At 66.6% G+C, this 14,237-nt stretch carries 16 protein-coding genes; 5 read left to right on the top strand and 11 right to left on the bottom strand.

Features of this window, described 5'->3' with window-relative positions:
• Positions 1 to 74: 74 nt before the first annotated feature.
• The 8 genes from B9N43_RS13055 to B9N43_RS13020 all read right to left on the bottom strand — a co-directional run bounded on the left by B9N43_RS13055 (position 75) and on the right by B9N43_RS13020 (position 6,839).
• Positions 75 to 1,010 carry a carbohydrate kinase family protein gene (locus B9N43_RS13055; RefSeq protein ID WP_145842621.1) on the bottom strand — a complete coding sequence of 312 codons (936 nt, stop codon included), beginning with the start codon at positions 1,008 to 1,010 and terminating at the stop codon, positions 75 to 77.
• Positions 1,011 to 1,022: 12 nt separating this feature from the next.
• Positions 1,023 to 2,084: a DUF3426 domain-containing protein gene (locus B9N43_RS13050; protein ID WP_145842620.1), complete on the bottom strand. Its 1,062-nt coding sequence runs from the start codon at positions 2,082 to 2,084 to the stop codon at positions 1,023 to 1,025.
• The gene (prmA, locus tag B9N43_RS13045) at positions 2,084 to 2,986 is read right to left on the bottom strand and encodes a 50S ribosomal protein L11 methyltransferase (RefSeq protein WP_145842619.1); all 903 of its coding nucleotides are present in this window, start codon (positions 2,984 to 2,986) and stop codon (positions 2,084 to 2,086) included. Before prmA ends, B9N43_RS13050 begins: the two co-directional genes overlap by 1 nt.
• A gap of 232 nt (positions 2,987 to 3,218) precedes the next feature.
• Positions 3,219 to 4,568: an acetyl-CoA carboxylase biotin carboxylase subunit gene (gene accC / locus B9N43_RS13040; RefSeq protein WP_145842618.1), complete on the bottom strand. Its 1,350-nt coding sequence runs from the start codon at positions 4,566 to 4,568 to the stop codon at positions 3,219 to 3,221.
• A gap of 6 nt (positions 4,569 to 4,574) precedes the next feature.
• Entirely contained in the window at positions 4,575 to 5,036 is a 462-nt protein-coding gene (accB, locus tag B9N43_RS13035; RefSeq protein ID WP_145842617.1) for an acetyl-CoA carboxylase biotin carboxyl carrier protein, read from the bottom strand.
• 59 nt (positions 5,037 to 5,095) lie between these two features.
• Positions 5,096 to 5,593: a type II 3-dehydroquinate dehydratase gene (aroQ, locus tag B9N43_RS13030; RefSeq protein WP_145842615.1), complete on the bottom strand. Its 498-nt coding sequence runs from the start codon at positions 5,591 to 5,593 to the stop codon at positions 5,096 to 5,098.
• A 98-nt stretch (positions 5,594 to 5,691) separates the two neighbouring features.
• Positions 5,692 to 6,249 carry a TlpA family protein disulfide reductase gene (locus B9N43_RS13025; protein ID WP_145842614.1) on the bottom strand — a complete coding sequence of 186 codons (558 nt, stop codon included), beginning with the start codon at positions 6,247 to 6,249 and terminating at the stop codon, positions 5,692 to 5,694.
• The gene (locus tag B9N43_RS13020) at positions 6,249 to 6,839 is read right to left on the bottom strand and encodes a nucleotidyltransferase (protein ID WP_222428730.1); all 591 of its coding nucleotides are present in this window, start codon (positions 6,837 to 6,839) and stop codon (positions 6,249 to 6,251) included. Before B9N43_RS13020 ends, B9N43_RS13025 begins: the two co-directional genes overlap by 1 nt.
• A 49-nt stretch (positions 6,840 to 6,888) precedes the next feature.
• Between B9N43_RS13020 and mpl the strand changes: the two genes are divergently transcribed.
• Positions 6,889 to 8,232, top strand: a complete 1,344-nt coding sequence (gene mpl, locus B9N43_RS13015) for a UDP-N-acetylmuramate:L-alanyl-gamma-D-glutamyl-meso-diaminopimelate ligase (protein ID WP_145842613.1) — start codon at positions 6,889 to 6,891, stop codon at positions 8,230 to 8,232.
• 68 nt (positions 8,233 to 8,300) lie between these two features.
• On the opposite strand, the gene B9N43_RS13010 is transcribed toward mpl, so the two are convergent.
• Entirely contained in the window at positions 8,301 to 8,954 is a 654-nt protein-coding gene (locus B9N43_RS13010; RefSeq protein ID WP_145842612.1) for a c-type cytochrome, read from the bottom strand.
• Positions 8,955 to 9,122: 168 nt separating this feature from the next.
• Between B9N43_RS13010 and B9N43_RS13005 the strand changes: the two genes are divergently transcribed.
• The 4 genes from B9N43_RS13005 to B9N43_RS12990 are packed head-to-tail and all read left to right on the top strand — an operon-like array spanning position 9,123 to position 13,041.
• Positions 9,123 to 9,878: a heme-copper oxidase subunit III gene (locus tag B9N43_RS13005; RefSeq protein ID WP_145842611.1), complete on the top strand. Its 756-nt coding sequence runs from the start codon at positions 9,123 to 9,125 to the stop codon at positions 9,876 to 9,878.
• Positions 9,879 to 9,901: 23 nt separating this feature from the next.
• Positions 9,902 to 10,675: an SCO family protein gene (locus B9N43_RS13000; protein WP_145842610.1), complete on the top strand. Its 774-nt coding sequence runs from the start codon at positions 9,902 to 9,904 to the stop codon at positions 10,673 to 10,675.
• Positions 10,668 to 11,441: a cytochrome c oxidase subunit II gene (locus tag B9N43_RS12995; RefSeq protein WP_145842609.1), complete on the top strand. Its 774-nt coding sequence runs from the start codon at positions 10,668 to 10,670 to the stop codon at positions 11,439 to 11,441. The genes B9N43_RS13000 and B9N43_RS12995 overlap by 8 nt, the downstream gene beginning before the upstream one ends.
• 28 nt (positions 11,442 to 11,469) lie before the next feature.
• Entirely contained in the window at positions 11,470 to 13,041 is a 1,572-nt protein-coding gene (locus tag B9N43_RS12990) for a cbb3-type cytochrome c oxidase subunit I (protein ID WP_145842608.1), read from the top strand.
• 405 nt (positions 13,042 to 13,446) lie between these two features.
• On the opposite strand, the gene B9N43_RS12985 is transcribed toward B9N43_RS12990, so the two are convergent.
• Entirely contained in the window at positions 13,447 to 13,773 is a 327-nt protein-coding gene (locus B9N43_RS12985; RefSeq protein WP_145842606.1) for a type II toxin-antitoxin system RelE/ParE family toxin, read from the bottom strand.
• A complete protein-coding gene (locus B9N43_RS12980; protein WP_145842605.1) occupies positions 13,770 to 14,039 on the bottom strand; it encodes a type II toxin-antitoxin system ParD family antitoxin in 270 nt (89 codons plus the stop codon). The genes B9N43_RS12985 and B9N43_RS12980 overlap by 4 nt, the downstream gene beginning before the upstream one ends.
• Positions 14,040 to 14,237: the final 198 nt, after the last annotated feature.

Here is a 14,237-nt window from a genome sequence, read left to right as displayed (position 1 = left end):
AATTTCCTTTAACGTGAAGCAGCAAAGTAAAGCGGCAAGCCAAACAGCGAGGGCGAGGTTGGCGCCCTGGCGCGTTACCAGGGTGTTGCGCCAAACGCCGCCTCGTAGCGGGCGGCGATCTCGTCGCGGCCGGGTTTGTGGTTCTGCCCGCCGCGGTGGGCAATCTTGATCGCGCCCATCACCGACGCCAGACGTCCGGTCTTTTCCCAGCCCAGATCGTGGCCGATGCCGTAGAGCAGACCGGCCCGATAGGCATCGCCGCAGCCGGTGGGATCGATCACGGCATCCGGCTTAACGCTGGGGATGTCGATGCGTTGACCGTCGGCGTAGATTCGGGAGCCGTTTCCGCCCAGGGTCACGATCAGCGCCCGGACATGGGTCGCCAGCTCCGGCAGATCGCAGCCGGTGCGCTCGCAGACCAGTTTCGCCTCGTAGTCATTGACCGTGCAGTAGTCGGCGAGTTTCAGGAATTCGAGCAGTTCCGCGCCGTCGAACATCGGCAGGCCCTGGCCCGGATCGAAAATGAACGGCACGCCGGCCGCGTGGAATTCGCGGGCATGGCTCAGCATGCCGTCGCGGCCGTCGGGCGCCAGGATGCCCAGGCCCACCCCGGCGGCGTCGGCCACCTTGTTTTCATGGGAATGATTCATCGCGCCCGGATGAAAGGCGGTGATCTGGTTGTCGTCCAGATCGGTGGTGATGAAGGCCTGCGCGGTGAAGCTGCCGGGCACTTCCCGCACGTGGCTGACATCCATGCCCTGCTGCTTGAGGCGATACAGATAGGGCGCGGAATCGTCGCCCACGGTCGCCATGATCAGGGGCTCGCCGCCCAACAGCTTCAGGTTGTAGGCGATGTTGCCGGCGCAGCCGCCGAACTCGCGGCGCATCTCGGGCACCAGGAAAGCCACGTTGAGGATGTGGATCTGTTCGGGGAGGATGTGATTCTTGAAACGGTCGCCGAACACCATGATGGTGTCGTAGGCCATGGAGCCGCAAATCAGGGTACGCATCGGAAATTCTCGTCAGGGAAAATAAACATAAAGCCGGTAGCCGGCGGCCGGCAGATCGCCCGCGTCCAGCACCAGGTCGAGGGGCAGTTCGCCGGCGGCGAACCCCTGCCCCGGATCGACGCCGGCGGGCAGGTACTCGCGCGGCGGCAGCGAGCGCACCAGCAGGACGGCATCGGCGGTGTCGGTCAGGGTCACCTCCAGATGCGGCAGCTCCTGGGCGAAGGGCGCCCGGTTGCGCAGGGTCAGCGTCAGATGCAGCAGGCCCTGGCGGCGGGGATCGGGGTGCAGGTCCGAGGTCTCGATTTCCAGCAGGTCCGCCCGGCGCGGACGCGGCACGTCGCAGCCGAACGGGGCGCAGACGGCGCGCAGCAGGGGTTTGAGGCCGGGCTGGAGCACCGCCAGTTCGACGCGGAAATGGAGCAGCGCCTGCGCCGACAGCAGCAGCAGGGCCAGCAGCAGACCGACGATCCAGGGCCAGCGCCGCGGACGAACCGACGGATAGGACGGAACCCAGAAAGGGCGCGGCGGAGCGACGAGCGGTTCCGCCGCCGCCTCGGCGTCGGAAGCGGCCGCCGGCAGGCTGTCGGGCGTTTCCAGCGCGGGCGGCGAAACGTCGGGGGAAGCGATGTCCTCGCCCGGCGAGGCCTCGGCCGCCGTGACGGCGGCGGGCTCCGCTACGAACGACGCCGGTTCCGGCCCCAACTCCGGTTCCAACTCCGGTTCCAACTCCGGTTCCAACTCCGGCCCCAACTCCGGCCCCAACTCCGGCTCGGGCGCGGCCTCCGGCGGCGGCACCTCGACCGCGTCCGGCGCCGGCATCGGCACTGGCTCAAAGTCGGCGGATTGGACCGGCGCGTCCCCGGCTTCGTCCCGATCGGGCTCGGCGGGCGGCGGTGCGGACGGGGCGGGTACAGCCACAACCGGCGGAACGACGGCGGCGGGTTCCTCCACCAGGCTGTCCAGGGCATTGAAGACGTGGCGGCATTCGCCGCAGCGCACCTTGCCCTGGCGCGCCTTCAACTGGTCCGGCGTGACGCGGAAGGCGGTGGCGCAGCCGGGGCAACGCGTCAGCATCACCGGCGGCGCCCCTCCAGACGGCACCAGCCTTCATGAACCGCGCCCGGTTCCAGCCGCAGATAGGGGGCATAGGCCTCGATCACCTGGGACGCCTGGGTTTCCAGCACGCCGGAAAGGGCGAGGCGGCCGCCCGGGGCGAGGCGGTCCGACAACAGCGGCGCCAGCACGCACAGGGGATTGGTCAGGATGTTGGCCACCACCAGATCGAAACGCTCCGCCAGCGGCTGGCGCGAGTGGCGCAGCGCCAGATCGACGCCGTTGCGCCGCGCATTCTCGGCCGCCGCCTCCAGGGCTTTTTCGTCGATGTCGACGCCGAGCACGCTGGCGGCGCCCAGTTTCGCCGCGGCGATGGCCAGGATGCCGGAGCCGCAGCCGTAATCCAGCAGCGTCTCGCCGCCCTGCACCTGCTCGCAGAGCCATTGCAGGCACAGCCAGGTGGTGGGATGCGAACCGGTGCCGAAAGCGAGTCCGGGATCGAGCTGCAGGACGATGCGGTCCGCCGCCGGCGTCTGCTGGAATTGCTCCATGTGCCAGGACGGCACGATCCAGAACCGGTCATTGATGCGGATCGGCTCGAACTGGGACTGGGTCAGCTGCACCCAGTTCTGCTCCGCCACTTCGGCGAACTCGAATTCCGGCAGGTCCGCCAGCCCGATCGCCTGACAGGCGGCGGCCACGCGGCCGGGCAGGTCGTCGCCGGGCTCGAACAGGGCGGTCACCCGGCTGTGTTCCCACAGCGGCGTGGTCGGACTGCCCGGCTCGCCGAACTGGGGCGTCTCCTGCTCGGTGCCGAGGAAGGCGTCCTCGACGCTGACGGAGAGCGCGCCCTGTTCCATCAGGGCATCGGAGAGGGGCTCGGCGTGGGCCGCCTCCACCGGGACGGTGACGTTAATCCACATGGTGAGTCATATTAAAGCAAGCCGTGTGCGACTTCGATCGGGATACGCCTTCCTGCCGCGCGCAGGCGGCTTACCGCCTTTCACCGGAGGCGGGACCAGCCACCACCCGCAGCGGGCGCAGCCCGCGAACCTCCGTCACCGCCCTTCCCCGGGAAGGGAGGCCGGGAGGGATGGCCCACGATTCCCCCTGGGGTGCACCAGCACCCCCGAAGGGAAAACGAGGACTGCGTCCTCATTTCCCCTTCGCGGCGAGCTTTTCTTCCAGGTAGTGAATGCTGGTGCCGCCCTGGACGAAGCGTTCGTCCTGCATCAGCTCCTGGTGCAGCGGAATGTTGGTCTTGATGCCGCCCACCATCATCTCGGAAAGCGCGATGCGCATCCGGCGGATGGCCTGCTCGCGGGTGTCGCCGCAGGTGATCAGCTTGCCGATCATCGAGTCGTAGTTGGGCGGCACCATATAGCCGGCATAGACATGGGAATCCACCCGCACGCCGGGGCCGCCGGCCGGATGCCAGGTCTCGATGCGGCCCGGCGAAGGCGTGAACTTGAAGGGGTCCTCGGCATTGATGCGGCATTCGATGGAGTGCCCCTTGAGGACCACGTCGCGCTGCCGGAACCAGAGCTTCTCACCGGCGGCGATGCGGATCTGGGCCTGGACGATGTCGATGCCCGTCACCTGCTCGGTGACCGGATGCTCCACCTGGATCCGGGTGTTCATTTCGATGAAATAGAACTCGCCGTTCTCGTAGAGGAACTCGAACGTGCCGGCGCCGCGGTAGTTGATGCGGCGGCAGGCGGCGGCGCAGGATTCGCCGACCTTGGCGATCAGGCGGCGGTTGATCTCCGGCGCCGGCGCCTCCTCGATCACCTTCTGGTGGCGGCGCTGCATCGAGCAGTCGCGCTCGCCCAGGTAGACGGCATTGCCGTGCTCGTCGGCCAGCACCTGGATCTCGATGTGGCGGGGATTTTCGAGGAACTTCTCCATGTACACCGTCGGATTGCCGAAAGCCGACTGGGCCTCGGTGCGGGTCATGGTCACGGCATTGAGCAGGGCCGCCTCGGTGTGCACCACCCGCATCCCCCGGCCGCCGCCGCCGCCGGCGGCCTTGATGATCACCGGATAGCCGATGGCGCGGGCGATCTTGACGACCTCCTTGGAATCCTCGGGCAGGGCGCCTTCGGAACCCGGCACGCAGGGCACGCCGGCGGCCTTCATGGCGTCCTTGGCGCTGACCTTGTCGCCCATCAGGCTGATGGTCTCGGCGCGCGGGCCGATGAAGATGAAACCGGACTTCTCCACCTTCTCGGCGAAGGCCGCGTTTTCCGAGAGGAAGCCGTAGCCGGGGTGGATGGCCTCGGCGTCGGTCACCTCGGCGGCCGAGATGATGGCGGGGATGTTGAGATAGCTCTGCCCCGACGACGGCGGCCCGATGCAGACCGACTCGTCCGCCAGCTTGACGTATTTGGCCTCGGTGTCGGCCGTCGAATGGACGGCCACGGTCTTGATGCCCAGCTCGCGGCAGGCGCGCAGAATGCGCAGGGCGATCTCGCCCCGATTGGCAATCAGTACTTTTCCGAACATGTGGGGTCAGCCGATCACGAACAGGGGCTGGCCAAATTCGACGGGCTGGCCGTTCTCCACCAGGATCGCCTTGACGGTGCCGACGACCTCGGACTCGATCTCGTTCATCAGCTTCATGGCTTCCAGGATGCACAGGGTGTCGCCGACCTTGATGGCCTGGCCCACTTCGACGAAGGGACTGGCGCCCGGACTGCTGGCGCGGTAGAAGGTGCCGACCATCGGCGCGGTCATCACCGTCCCCTCCGGCAGAGTGCTGGCGGGCGGCTCGGCGGCGGGCGCCGCGGGAACGGCGGGGCTCGGCGCCGGATGCGGCGCGGCCTGCGGCATCCCCACCATCATCGTGGTCGGCGCGGGAACGGCAAGGTGCTTGGCGATGCGGATCTTTTCCTCGCCTTCGCTGATCTCCAGCTCGGAAATCCCGGAATTCTGCACGAGATCGATCAATGTTTTTAGTTTTCTGAGGTCCATGGAAACAACTCCCTGCAAGTCAAAAAAGGGGCCTTGCGGCCCCTTTGAAAGGATTCAGGTCAATGATCGAGCCGGGCCAGCGCCGCGTCCAGGGCCAATTCATAGCCCTGGGCGCCCAGCCCGCAAATCACGCCGACGGCCAGGTCGGAGAAATAGGAATGATGGCGGAACGCTTCCCGTGCGTGGATGTTCGACAAATGCACTTCGATGAACGGGATCGCCACCGCCGCCAGGGCGTCGCGCAGGGCGACGCTGGTGTGGGTGTAGCCGGCCGGGTTGATGATGATGAATTCGATGCCTTCGCTCCGGGCGCTCTGCACCCGATCGATGAGCTCGCCTTCATGGTTGCTCTGAAAGCTCTCGATCTGCACTCCGACGGCCTGGGCGCGCGCTTCCATCGCTCGATGAATATCCGCAAGGCCGGTACGGCCATACACGACGGGCTCCCGGCTGCCCAGGAGGTTCAGATTGGGTCCATGAAGGACCAATATGCGCACGGGAAGCGTGCCGCCCTTGGTGGCGGCTTTGCTTTTTTGGCTGCGAGTTGGCTTCGGCATGGCTGCTAGTTTGCCGCAAATCGCGACACTTTGTCCAGTTTCATGAAATTATGCGGATGCAATTCGGCGCCCGGCGTTTCGGGCCGGGAGCGGGAAAATCAAACGCCGGCCGCCAGGAGCGGCTGGAGCCGCTTGAGCAGATCGTCCTCCGGCCAGCGGCCCAGCCGGTTCGCCACCGGCTGGCCGGTGCGATCGAGAATCAGGGTGAAGGGCAGCCCCTGGATGCTGTTGCCCAGCTCCTTGCTCAGGGCGCTCAGCTCGCTGTCGCCCAGCAGCAGCGGATAGGCGACCGGATACTGTGCCGAGAAAGCCTTCACCGCCTCCGCGGTATCGATGGCGATGCCAACGAATTGCACGCCATTGCCGGCCGTTTGCTGCTGAATCTTGGAGAAAGCCGGCATTTCCTCCTTGCAGGGCGTGCACCAGGTGGCCCAGAGATTGATCACCAGAACCTTGCCGCGCCATTCGGCCAGGGTGCGGTGCTGCCCCGCCAGATCCGTCAGGGGCGCCGCCATCAGGCGCGGCAACGCGTCGCGGGAGACCGGGCCGCTGGGGATCGCCGGCGCCGGTGCGAGGCGCTGACTGAAGTAGTAGCCCCCCCAGGTGGACGCCAGGGTGACCAGAACGAGGCCGGCCCAGAGTGCGGACTTGCGCATCACGCGTCGCCTTCCAGCAGGGCGGCGACCGCGCCGGCGCGCGCCCGGCGGCTGCGCGGACTGACGCGCTCCGCCACCAGCGGATACACCGCCAGCACCAGGGGCAACCCTTGCCAGTCCAGCCGCAGCAGGGTCTCCGGACTGTCCGGGCCGTGGCGGCGGGGCTCCTCCGGCTCGTAATCGAGGTTGCGCGAGAGCAGGAAAATCTCCACGTCCTTGGCGCTGTCGGCGAACAGGTCCAGTTCGATCCCGGCATAGCGGCCGGCCGTGCCGTCCAGCACCGCGCCGGTCAGGCAGGGACGGAACGGCACCAGCACGTCCATCGCGGTCAGCGCCGCCGCGCGCATCGACTGCAGGCGCTCGCGCATCTCGTCTTCCTGGTAGAGCGACTGGTAGGCGCGCAATTCGGCCTCCACCTCGTCGTTGCCCGGCAGTGCCGCGCCCTCGCCCAGCCCCAGGGAGCGGACGGCCTTGCGCTTGGCCTGGCCGTAGTCGGCGATGCCGTCCTCGGCCATCAGCCGCGCCGCCAGACTGGCGATGGAGCGGCGGGCCTGGGCACTGGGCTGAGGGACGGGTTTGCGGCGGGGCATGGCGGCGGATCAGTTAAAATGCGCGCCGATTATTGCACGCTTGGTCGCCATGCATATCCACATCCTGGGCATCTGCGGTACTTTCATGGGCGGCATTGCCCTCCTGGCGCGGGCCGCGGGCCACCGGGTCACCGGTTGCGACGCCAACGTCTACCCGCCGATGAGCACCCAGCTCGAAGAACAGGGCATCGCCCTGGTCGAGGGCTACGCGGCCGACCAGTCGGCGCTGGCGCCGGACCTGTTCGTGGTCGGCAACGCCATCTCGCGCGGCAATCCGCTGCTCGAGGAAATCCTCGACCGCAACCTGCCCTACGTCTCCGGCCCGCAATGGCTGGCCGAACACATCCTGCGCGACAAATGGGTGCTGGCCGTGGCCGGCACCCACGGCAAGACCACCACCACCTCGCTGCTGGCCTGGATCCTGGAGGATGCCGGCCTCAGCCCCGGCTTCCTGGTGGGTGGCGTGCCGCAGAATTTCGGCCTCTCGGCGCGGCTGACCGACTCGCCGTTCTTCGTCATCGAAGCCGACGAATACGACACCGCCTTCTGCGACAAGCGCTCCAAGTTCGTCCACTACAAGCCGCGCACGGCGATCCTCAACAACCTGGAATTCGATCACGCCGACATCTTCCCCGACCTGGCGGCGATCGAGACCCAGTTCCACCATCTGGTGCGCACCCTGCCGCGCCAGGGCCTGATCGTCGCCAACGGCGCCGAGGACAGCCTGCAACGGGTGCTGGCGCGGGGCTGCTGGACGCCGGTCGAATATTTCAACCACGCCGGCGACTGGCAGGCGCAAGCCCTGGGCGGCGACGCCTTCGAACTCCTGCACCAGGGCGCGGCGCAAGGGCGCGCCCACCTGACGCTGGCCGGCGCCCACAACCAGGCCAACGCCGTCGCCGCGCTGCTCGCCGCGCGCCATGCCGGCGTCCCGCTGGCCCACGGCCTGGAGGCATTGAGCCGCTTCCAGGGCATCAAGCGCCGCCTGGAAATGCGCGGCACGGTGCGCGGCGTGACGGTGTACGACGACTTCGCCCATCACCCCACCGCGATCGCCGTCACCCTGGCCGGCCTGCGCGACCAGGTGGGCGACGGCCGCATCCTCGCCGTGCTGGAGCCACGCTCCAACACCATGAAGCTGGGCACCATGAAGGCCCAACTGCCCGCCAGCCTGGCGCGGGCCGACCAGGTCTTCTGCTATTCCCACAACCTGGGCTGGGACGCCGCCGCCGCACTGGCGCCGCTGGGCGAACGCGCCACCACCCACGACGACCTGGAAGCCATGGTCGCCGCCATTGCCGCCACCGCCCGCGCCGGCGACCGGGTCCTGGTGATGAGCAACGGCGGCTTCGGCGGCATCCACGACAAACTGCTCGCCGCGTTGGCGGCATAGCGCCCTCCCGTAGCCCCCCCTCACCCCGGCCCCGCTCCGCGCCCCACCCGGCGGGGGGCGAGCCCCACTCAGCGCTTCAGCGTCGCAACGTACTCGGCCACCGCCAGCATCTCGTTTTCATTCAGGCGCGCGGCGACGTCCCGCATCACATGGGCCGCGTCGGTGGTGCGCTTGCCTTCCTTGTAGGCCTTGAGCTGGGCCACCAGATAGGCGGCGTGCTGGCCGCCGATCGCCGGCGCCAGGACCACCGGGGGACGGGCCATGGTGTCGCTCCAGGTGCGGTTGCCCGCGCCGCTCTGGCCATGGCAGCCCATGCAGGCGGCGACCACGGCGGGCCGGCCCTTGCCCTGGGTGAAGATCCGCTCGCCCTGGGCCAGCAATTCGGGTTTCGCGGCGACCGCCGGCTTCATCCGCTGGCTGGAAAAATAGGCGGCCAGGTCGGGAATGTCGGCATCCGCGACCAGCCGGGCCTGCGGGCTCATCTGCTCGTTGTCGCGGCGGCCGGCCTTGAAGGCCTGCAATTGAGCGGTGAGGTACTCGGGCAACTGGTCGGCCAGCTTGGGCCAGGTCTCCACCATGCTGTTGCCGTCGGGACCGTGACAGCCCATGCAGACCGCCGCCTTCTTCTGGCCGGCCTCCGGATTGCCGGCGGCCAGGGCCGGCGCGGACAGCGCGAGAACGGAAAATGCGGACAGCGCGGCAAAGCTCAGGATTCGTGCCATGGTTGTTCCTCCCCCGACGAATTGGCGAGCATCCGCTTCCCCTTGCCCTAGCAAATACCGCAGAAGCGATTAAGCTGGCTGGAAGCGGTTGCGGCATCATGTTCCATCACTGAAGCACAAACAACGGGCGCTCGCCAGTTGCGCCCGGACCGGGAAAGAGGGGAAGGCATGACTCAGCATCATGAAGCCGCTCACGACCACGCCCACTGGGACACCAGTGTCTGGCCCTTCACCATCAGTTGCGGCGTCCTCGCCCTGGCGCTCGCCTTCTCCCTGCACTTCGTCTATCACAACGGCTTCGCCGCGGTGATCGCCCTGGGCATCGGCGTGCCGCTGATCGTCGCCGGCATCGCCGGCTGGAGCGACGAGGCGATGGGCCAGGCGGGCGCCGGCCTCTCCTACGGCGCGATGGGCTGGTTCATCCTGGCCGAGGCGATGATCTTCGTCGCCTTTTTCGTCGGCTACTGGTTCATGCGCCTGACCGCGCCCATCTGGCCGCCCGAGGGCACCGTGCCGCTGCCCCGCGTCATGCCGCTGGTGATGACTCTGGCGCTGGTGTCCTCCTCCCTCACCATGCACCATGCGGAGCATCTGCTGCACCAGGACAAGCGCGGCGGCTTCCTCGCCTGGCTGGCGCTGACCATCGCCCTGGGCGCGGCGTTCATCGGCATGTCGGCCAGCGAATGGCAACACCTGATGAACGAGGGTTTCCGCATCGACACCAACGTCTATGGCACGGTGTTCTTCACCATCACCGGCTTTCACGGCGCCCACGTGATCGTCGGTCTGTCGATCTTCCTGGCCGGCGTCGTCCCCGCGCTGCGGGGGCGGCTGAATCGCGGCTTCTGGCGCACCGCGGGCCTGTACTGGCACTTCGTGGACATCGTGTGGCTCTTCGTCGTCTCGCAAGTCTATTACTGGTGATCGCCACGGGCTGGGCGCATCTCGTGAGCGCATCGCCCCTCCGCGACAGCACACCGGACGCGTCGGTCATGCGGATCGACGAGGCCCGCCATCTGGGGCGCCGGCTGCCGGGCGGCCTCGCACTGGAAGACGCCGCGGGCCGGACCTTCCACCTGGCGGACACGCGCGGCAAGCCGCTGATCCTGCTGCTCTCCTACTACGGCTGCGACGCCTCCTGCCCGACCATGGGCGTGGAACTGGCGCTGGTTCTGGCGAAGGTCACGCGCTTCCGCCTCGGCGCCGACTACCGGGTGCTGACCGTGTCCTTCGACCGGCGCGATTCGGCGCGGCAGGCCGGCGCCTTCCTGGCCCGGAACGCCGCCCTGGCCGGACTGCCGGCGGAAGGCTGGCGCCATGCGGTGATCAAGGCCGAGGGCGGCCAGGATGCGGCGGAGCTGGCGACCGACGTCGGTTTCCGCTTCTTCTGGTCGGACGCGGCGGGCGCCTTCCTCCATCCCAACGTGCTGATATTCGTCACCCCCCAGGGGCGCATCGCGCGCTACATCTACGGCACGCGGATGGACCCCGCCACCATCGAACTGGCCCTGATCGACGCCGACTGGGAACGCATCGCCAACTCGCTGGCGGTGTTCGACCAGCTCACCGGCGCCTGCTTCAGCTACAACGCGGCCGAAGGGCGCTACCAGCTGAATTACGCGCTCCTCGCCGGCGTCGGCTCCCTGCTGCTGGGGCTGCTGCTGACCGGGCTGGGATTCTGGATTCATCGCCGCAAAATCATGGAGGCTCGCCATGAATAGCATTCTCAAACGTCTGGTGGCCGGATCGACGGGGCTGCTCTCCGGCATCGCCTGGGCCGGCTATGGCGATCCGGCCACGGCCGGTAACGCAACGGGCGGCGCGCCCATCCACGATCCCGCCGGCGGCTGGGACTTCCTCTGGCGCGAAGTGATCATCGACATCTCGGCGATCGGCATCGCCTTCGCCCTGCTCACCGCCTGGTTCATCTGGCGCTACCGGCGCCGGCCCGGCAACGAGGTCGGCCATGCCCCGCGCCTGTCGCCGGGCGCGGCGGTGGCCTGGGTGGTGCTGCCGACCTTCATCTTCCTTTCCGACGACCTGTTCATCGCGGCCAACGGCTGGCAGTTGTGGAACGCCTACCGCCAGGTGCCCGCCGACCGCCTGGAGGTGGAGATGGAATCGGGCATGTACAGCTGGGACTACACCTATCCGAACGGCGTCAAGGCGCAGAACGACCTGCGGGTGCCGGCCGGCAAGCCGGTGATGCTGCGGATGCACAGCCGGGACACCCTGCACAGCCACTTCATTCCGGACTTCCGGGTGAAGGAGGATTCGATGCCCGGCCGCGTCACCTACCTGTGGTTCTATCCCAAGGCGCCGGGCCGGCATCTGGTGACCTGCGCCGAATATTGCGGCGTGATGCATTCCTACATGGTGGGCCGGGTGATCGTGATGCCGCCGGCGGAGTTCCAGGCCTGGTACCAGCAGGAGAGCGCCAGCCAGGATCACGCCAAGGCAGCGGCCGCCGACGGCAAGGCCGGTTGAGGACAAAGGGGACAAGAGGGAGGCAGCGATGAATCTCAAGGAATGGATCTTCACCACCGACCACAAGCGGGTGGGCGTGCTCTACCTGATCGGCTCCCTGGCGGCGTTCGCCGTGGCCGGCATCATGGCGCTGTTGATGCGGGCCGAACTGTCCACCATCGGCCCCACCATCACCGCCAATCCGACCCAGTACAACGTCTGGCTCTACGCCCACGGCGCCATCATGATCCTGGGCTTCCAGATTCCGGCCCTGACCGGCTTCTTCGCCAACTACTGCATTCCCCTGATGATCGGCGCCAAGGACGTGGCCTTCCCCCGCGTCAACGCCCTGTCGGTGTGGCTGTTCTATGTCGGCATCGTGCTGGCGTTGCTGACCTTCTTCCTGCCCGATCCGCCCGACATCATGTGGACCGCCTATCCGCCCTATTCCACCATCACCACCGGCAACACGGCGCTCTACACCTTCACCGTGCTGGTGCTGGGCTTCGCCTCGATCGCCGGCGGCGTCAATTTCCTCACCACGGTGGCCTACATGCGGGCGCCGGGGCTCACCTGGGGCAAGCTCAACATCTTCGTCTGGTGCACCCTGGGCGCCTTCGTGCTGCAATTGATCTTCGTCCCGGTACTGGGCACCGCCGTCACCCTGATCAGCTTCGACAAATACCTGGGCACCCACTTCTTCGACCCCGCCCGCGGCGGCGACGTGCTGACCTACCAGAACCTGTTCTGGTTCTATTCCCATCCGGCGGTGTATGTGATCTTCCTGCCCTTCATCGGCATCGTCTACGAGATCGTCGCCACCTTCGCCCGCAACCACGTGTTCAACTACAAAATGGTGGTCTATGGCGGCATCGGCGGCGTGGTGCTGCTTTCGGGCGAAGTGTGGGTGCACCACCTCTACGTCTCCGGCATGGTCGACTGGATCCGCATCGGCCAGATGCTGACCACGCTGATGATCTCGGTGCCGGTGGGGCTGCTGGTGATCGGCCTGATCGGCACGCTCTACAAGGGCGCGATCAGCTTCGAGACGCCGATGATGTACGCACTGGGCGTGGTGTTCCTGTTCCTGATCGGCGGCCTCACCGGCATTCCGCTGGCGGTCACCGCGCTGACCTTGCACCTGTCCGACACCTACTACGTGGTCGGCCATTTCCATTACGTGATGGCGGTGGCCGGCACCTTTTCCATCTTCGGCGGCGTCTATTACTGGTTTCCCAAGATCACCGGGCGCATGTACAACGAATTCTGGGGCAAGCTGGGTTTCTGGGTCACCTTCATCGGCACCAACATGGTGTTCTGGACCATGATGGACATCGGCGTCAAGGGCATGCCGCGGCGCTACTACGATTACGCGCACTTCCCGCAGTTCGAGCAGGCCCACCAGTTCATGACCCTCGGTGCCGCGATCCTCGGGCTGGGCTTCATGATCGCGGTGCTGAACTGGATCATCGGCGCCGCCCGCGGCAAGAAGGCCCCCGACAATCCCTGGGGCTCGCCGTCCCTCGAATGGAGCACGGTCTCGCCGCCGCCGCACGGCAACTGGCCGACACCGCCGACCGTGGCCGCCGACTGGCATCCCTACGCCTACCGGCCGGACTGAGCCCGGAAGAATCGCGCTCTATCGGGCGACATGCACCTCGACAGCCTCCCCCCTCCCCAGGGCAGGGGCAGCGGCCTCCACTGATGAGTTGGGAAAGGGGCCAGCTCAGGCTCGATTAATGCCCTGTGCCTGGCCCCTTTTCTCTATCGAAGTAGTGAGCGATTGCGTCCTCCCTGCCGAACCCCTTGCCTTGCCGCCTCTGTCGCACCGTTACTGAATGCCATGGAAGGCCGCTGGCCGAGGGGCGGCCAAATTGAGCGAATCCGTCCCATACAATGAGTGTTGCCGGCCCGACCATGATGGGTGTCGAGTCCGTAGATCGGGTTAGCGCAGCGTAACCCGACATCGGTGTCTGCAACGGCTGTCCGTCGGGTACGCCCTGTGGGCTGACCCGACCTACGCGACTCAGTGTTCCACGGAATCGCCGGTGTCGTCTTGCAGGATCGTTTCGTAGTCCTGGCCGCCGTAGAAGATGCCGAGGATGGAAACCACGTCGGTGTCCACCGCGAAGGCGATCACTGCCCGCTTCTTGTAGTGGGTGACGCGCAAGCCGGAGCGTACATCATCCCGTTGTGTGCCACGCAGAGGAAAAGCGCACAGCGTCTCACAGTAGGTCACGATGGCGTCGGTGTACCTGGCTGCGACGACGGGCGATGCCGCCTCGGCGATGTAGCGGTACAACTCGACAAGCCGTTCCTGCGCCTGTGGGCTGAAAACGACACGATAGCTCATCGCATCTTGGCATGTTCAGCTGCTAAACGAGCACGCAATTGGTCAGGAGTGACGGCTAGGGAAGAATCAGCCTTCAAGGCATCGTAGGCTGGACCGACCTGGTGATGCAGCCAGTGCTCTACGGCACGATCCCGAGCCATCAGCGCCCGCAGGCCATCCCGGATGACTTCGCTTTCGCTGGCGTACTCGCCGGAGCGAACCTTGGTCTTCACTACATCGGCCATATCGTTGGGCAGGGTAATGCTCAGTTGTTGCGTGGTGCGCATGGCTGGCTCCTTTTTGAAATAGGATTTAATCCTACTATTTTAGTCAGACGCCGTCCATGTCAATGCCTTTCATTGAATGAGCTGTCCCCTATTCCGTATTCTGAAATATTGTTTATGCGTTTCTCTTGAGTGCATAGAAAAACCCCCGCCGCCTTGTGAGCAACGGGGGTTTCGGGTTATTGCACCCTCGGTGATCTG

The organism is Denitratisoma sp. DHT3 (genome assembly GCF_007833355.1).
Classification (GTDB): domain Bacteria; phylum Pseudomonadota; class Gammaproteobacteria; order Burkholderiales; family Rhodocyclaceae; genus Denitratisoma.
Note: the sequence above shows the minus strand (reverse complement) of the source record. Positions and strands in the feature narration are given on the sequence as shown.

Coding starts and splice junctions, on each gene's coding strand:
- B9N43_RS13055 (WP_145842621.1), bottom strand. CDS start 1,010: ATGCGTACCCTGATTTGCGGCTCCATGGCCTACGACACCATCATGGTG.
- B9N43_RS13050 (WP_145842620.1), bottom strand. CDS start 2,084: ATGCTGACGCGTTGCCCCGGCTGCGCCACCGCCTTCCGCGTCACGCCG.
- prmA (WP_145842619.1), bottom strand. CDS start 2,986: ATGTGGATTAACGTCACCGTCCCGGTGGAGGCGGCCCACGCCGAGCCC.
- accC (WP_145842618.1), bottom strand. CDS start 4,568: ATGTTCGGAAAAGTACTGATTGCCAATCGGGGCGAGATCGCCCTGCGC.
- accB (WP_145842617.1), bottom strand. CDS start 5,036: ATGGACCTCAGAAAACTAAAAACATTGATCGATCTCGTGCAGAATTCC.
- aroQ (WP_145842615.1), bottom strand. CDS start 5,593: ATGCCGAAGCCAACTCGCAGCCAAAAAAGCAAAGCCGCCACCAAGGGC.
- B9N43_RS13025 (WP_145842614.1), bottom strand. CDS start 6,249: ATGCGCAAGTCCGCACTCTGGGCCGGCCTCGTTCTGGTCACCCTGGCG.
- B9N43_RS13020 (WP_222428730.1), bottom strand. CDS start 6,839: ATGCCCCGCCGCAAACCCGTCCCTCAGCCCAGTGCCCAGGCCCGCCGC.
- mpl (WP_145842613.1), top strand. CDS start 6,889: ATGCATATCCACATCCTGGGCATCTGCGGTACTTTCATGGGCGGCATT.
- B9N43_RS13010 (WP_145842612.1), bottom strand. CDS start 8,954: ATGGCACGAATCCTGAGCTTTGCCGCGCTGTCCGCATTTTCCGTTCTC.
- B9N43_RS13005 (WP_145842611.1), top strand. CDS start 9,123: ATGACTCAGCATCATGAAGCCGCTCACGACCACGCCCACTGGGACACC.
- B9N43_RS12995 (WP_145842609.1), top strand. CDS start 10,668: ATGAATAGCATTCTCAAACGTCTGGTGGCCGGATCGACGGGGCTGCTC.
- B9N43_RS12990 (WP_145842608.1), top strand. CDS start 11,470: ATGAATCTCAAGGAATGGATCTTCACCACCGACCACAAGCGGGTGGGC.
- B9N43_RS12985 (WP_145842606.1), bottom strand. CDS start 13,773: ATGAGCTATCGTGTCGTTTTCAGCCCACAGGCGCAGGAACGGCTTGTC.
- B9N43_RS12980 (WP_145842605.1), bottom strand. CDS start 14,039: ATGCGCACCACGCAACAACTGAGCATTACCCTGCCCAACGATATGGCC.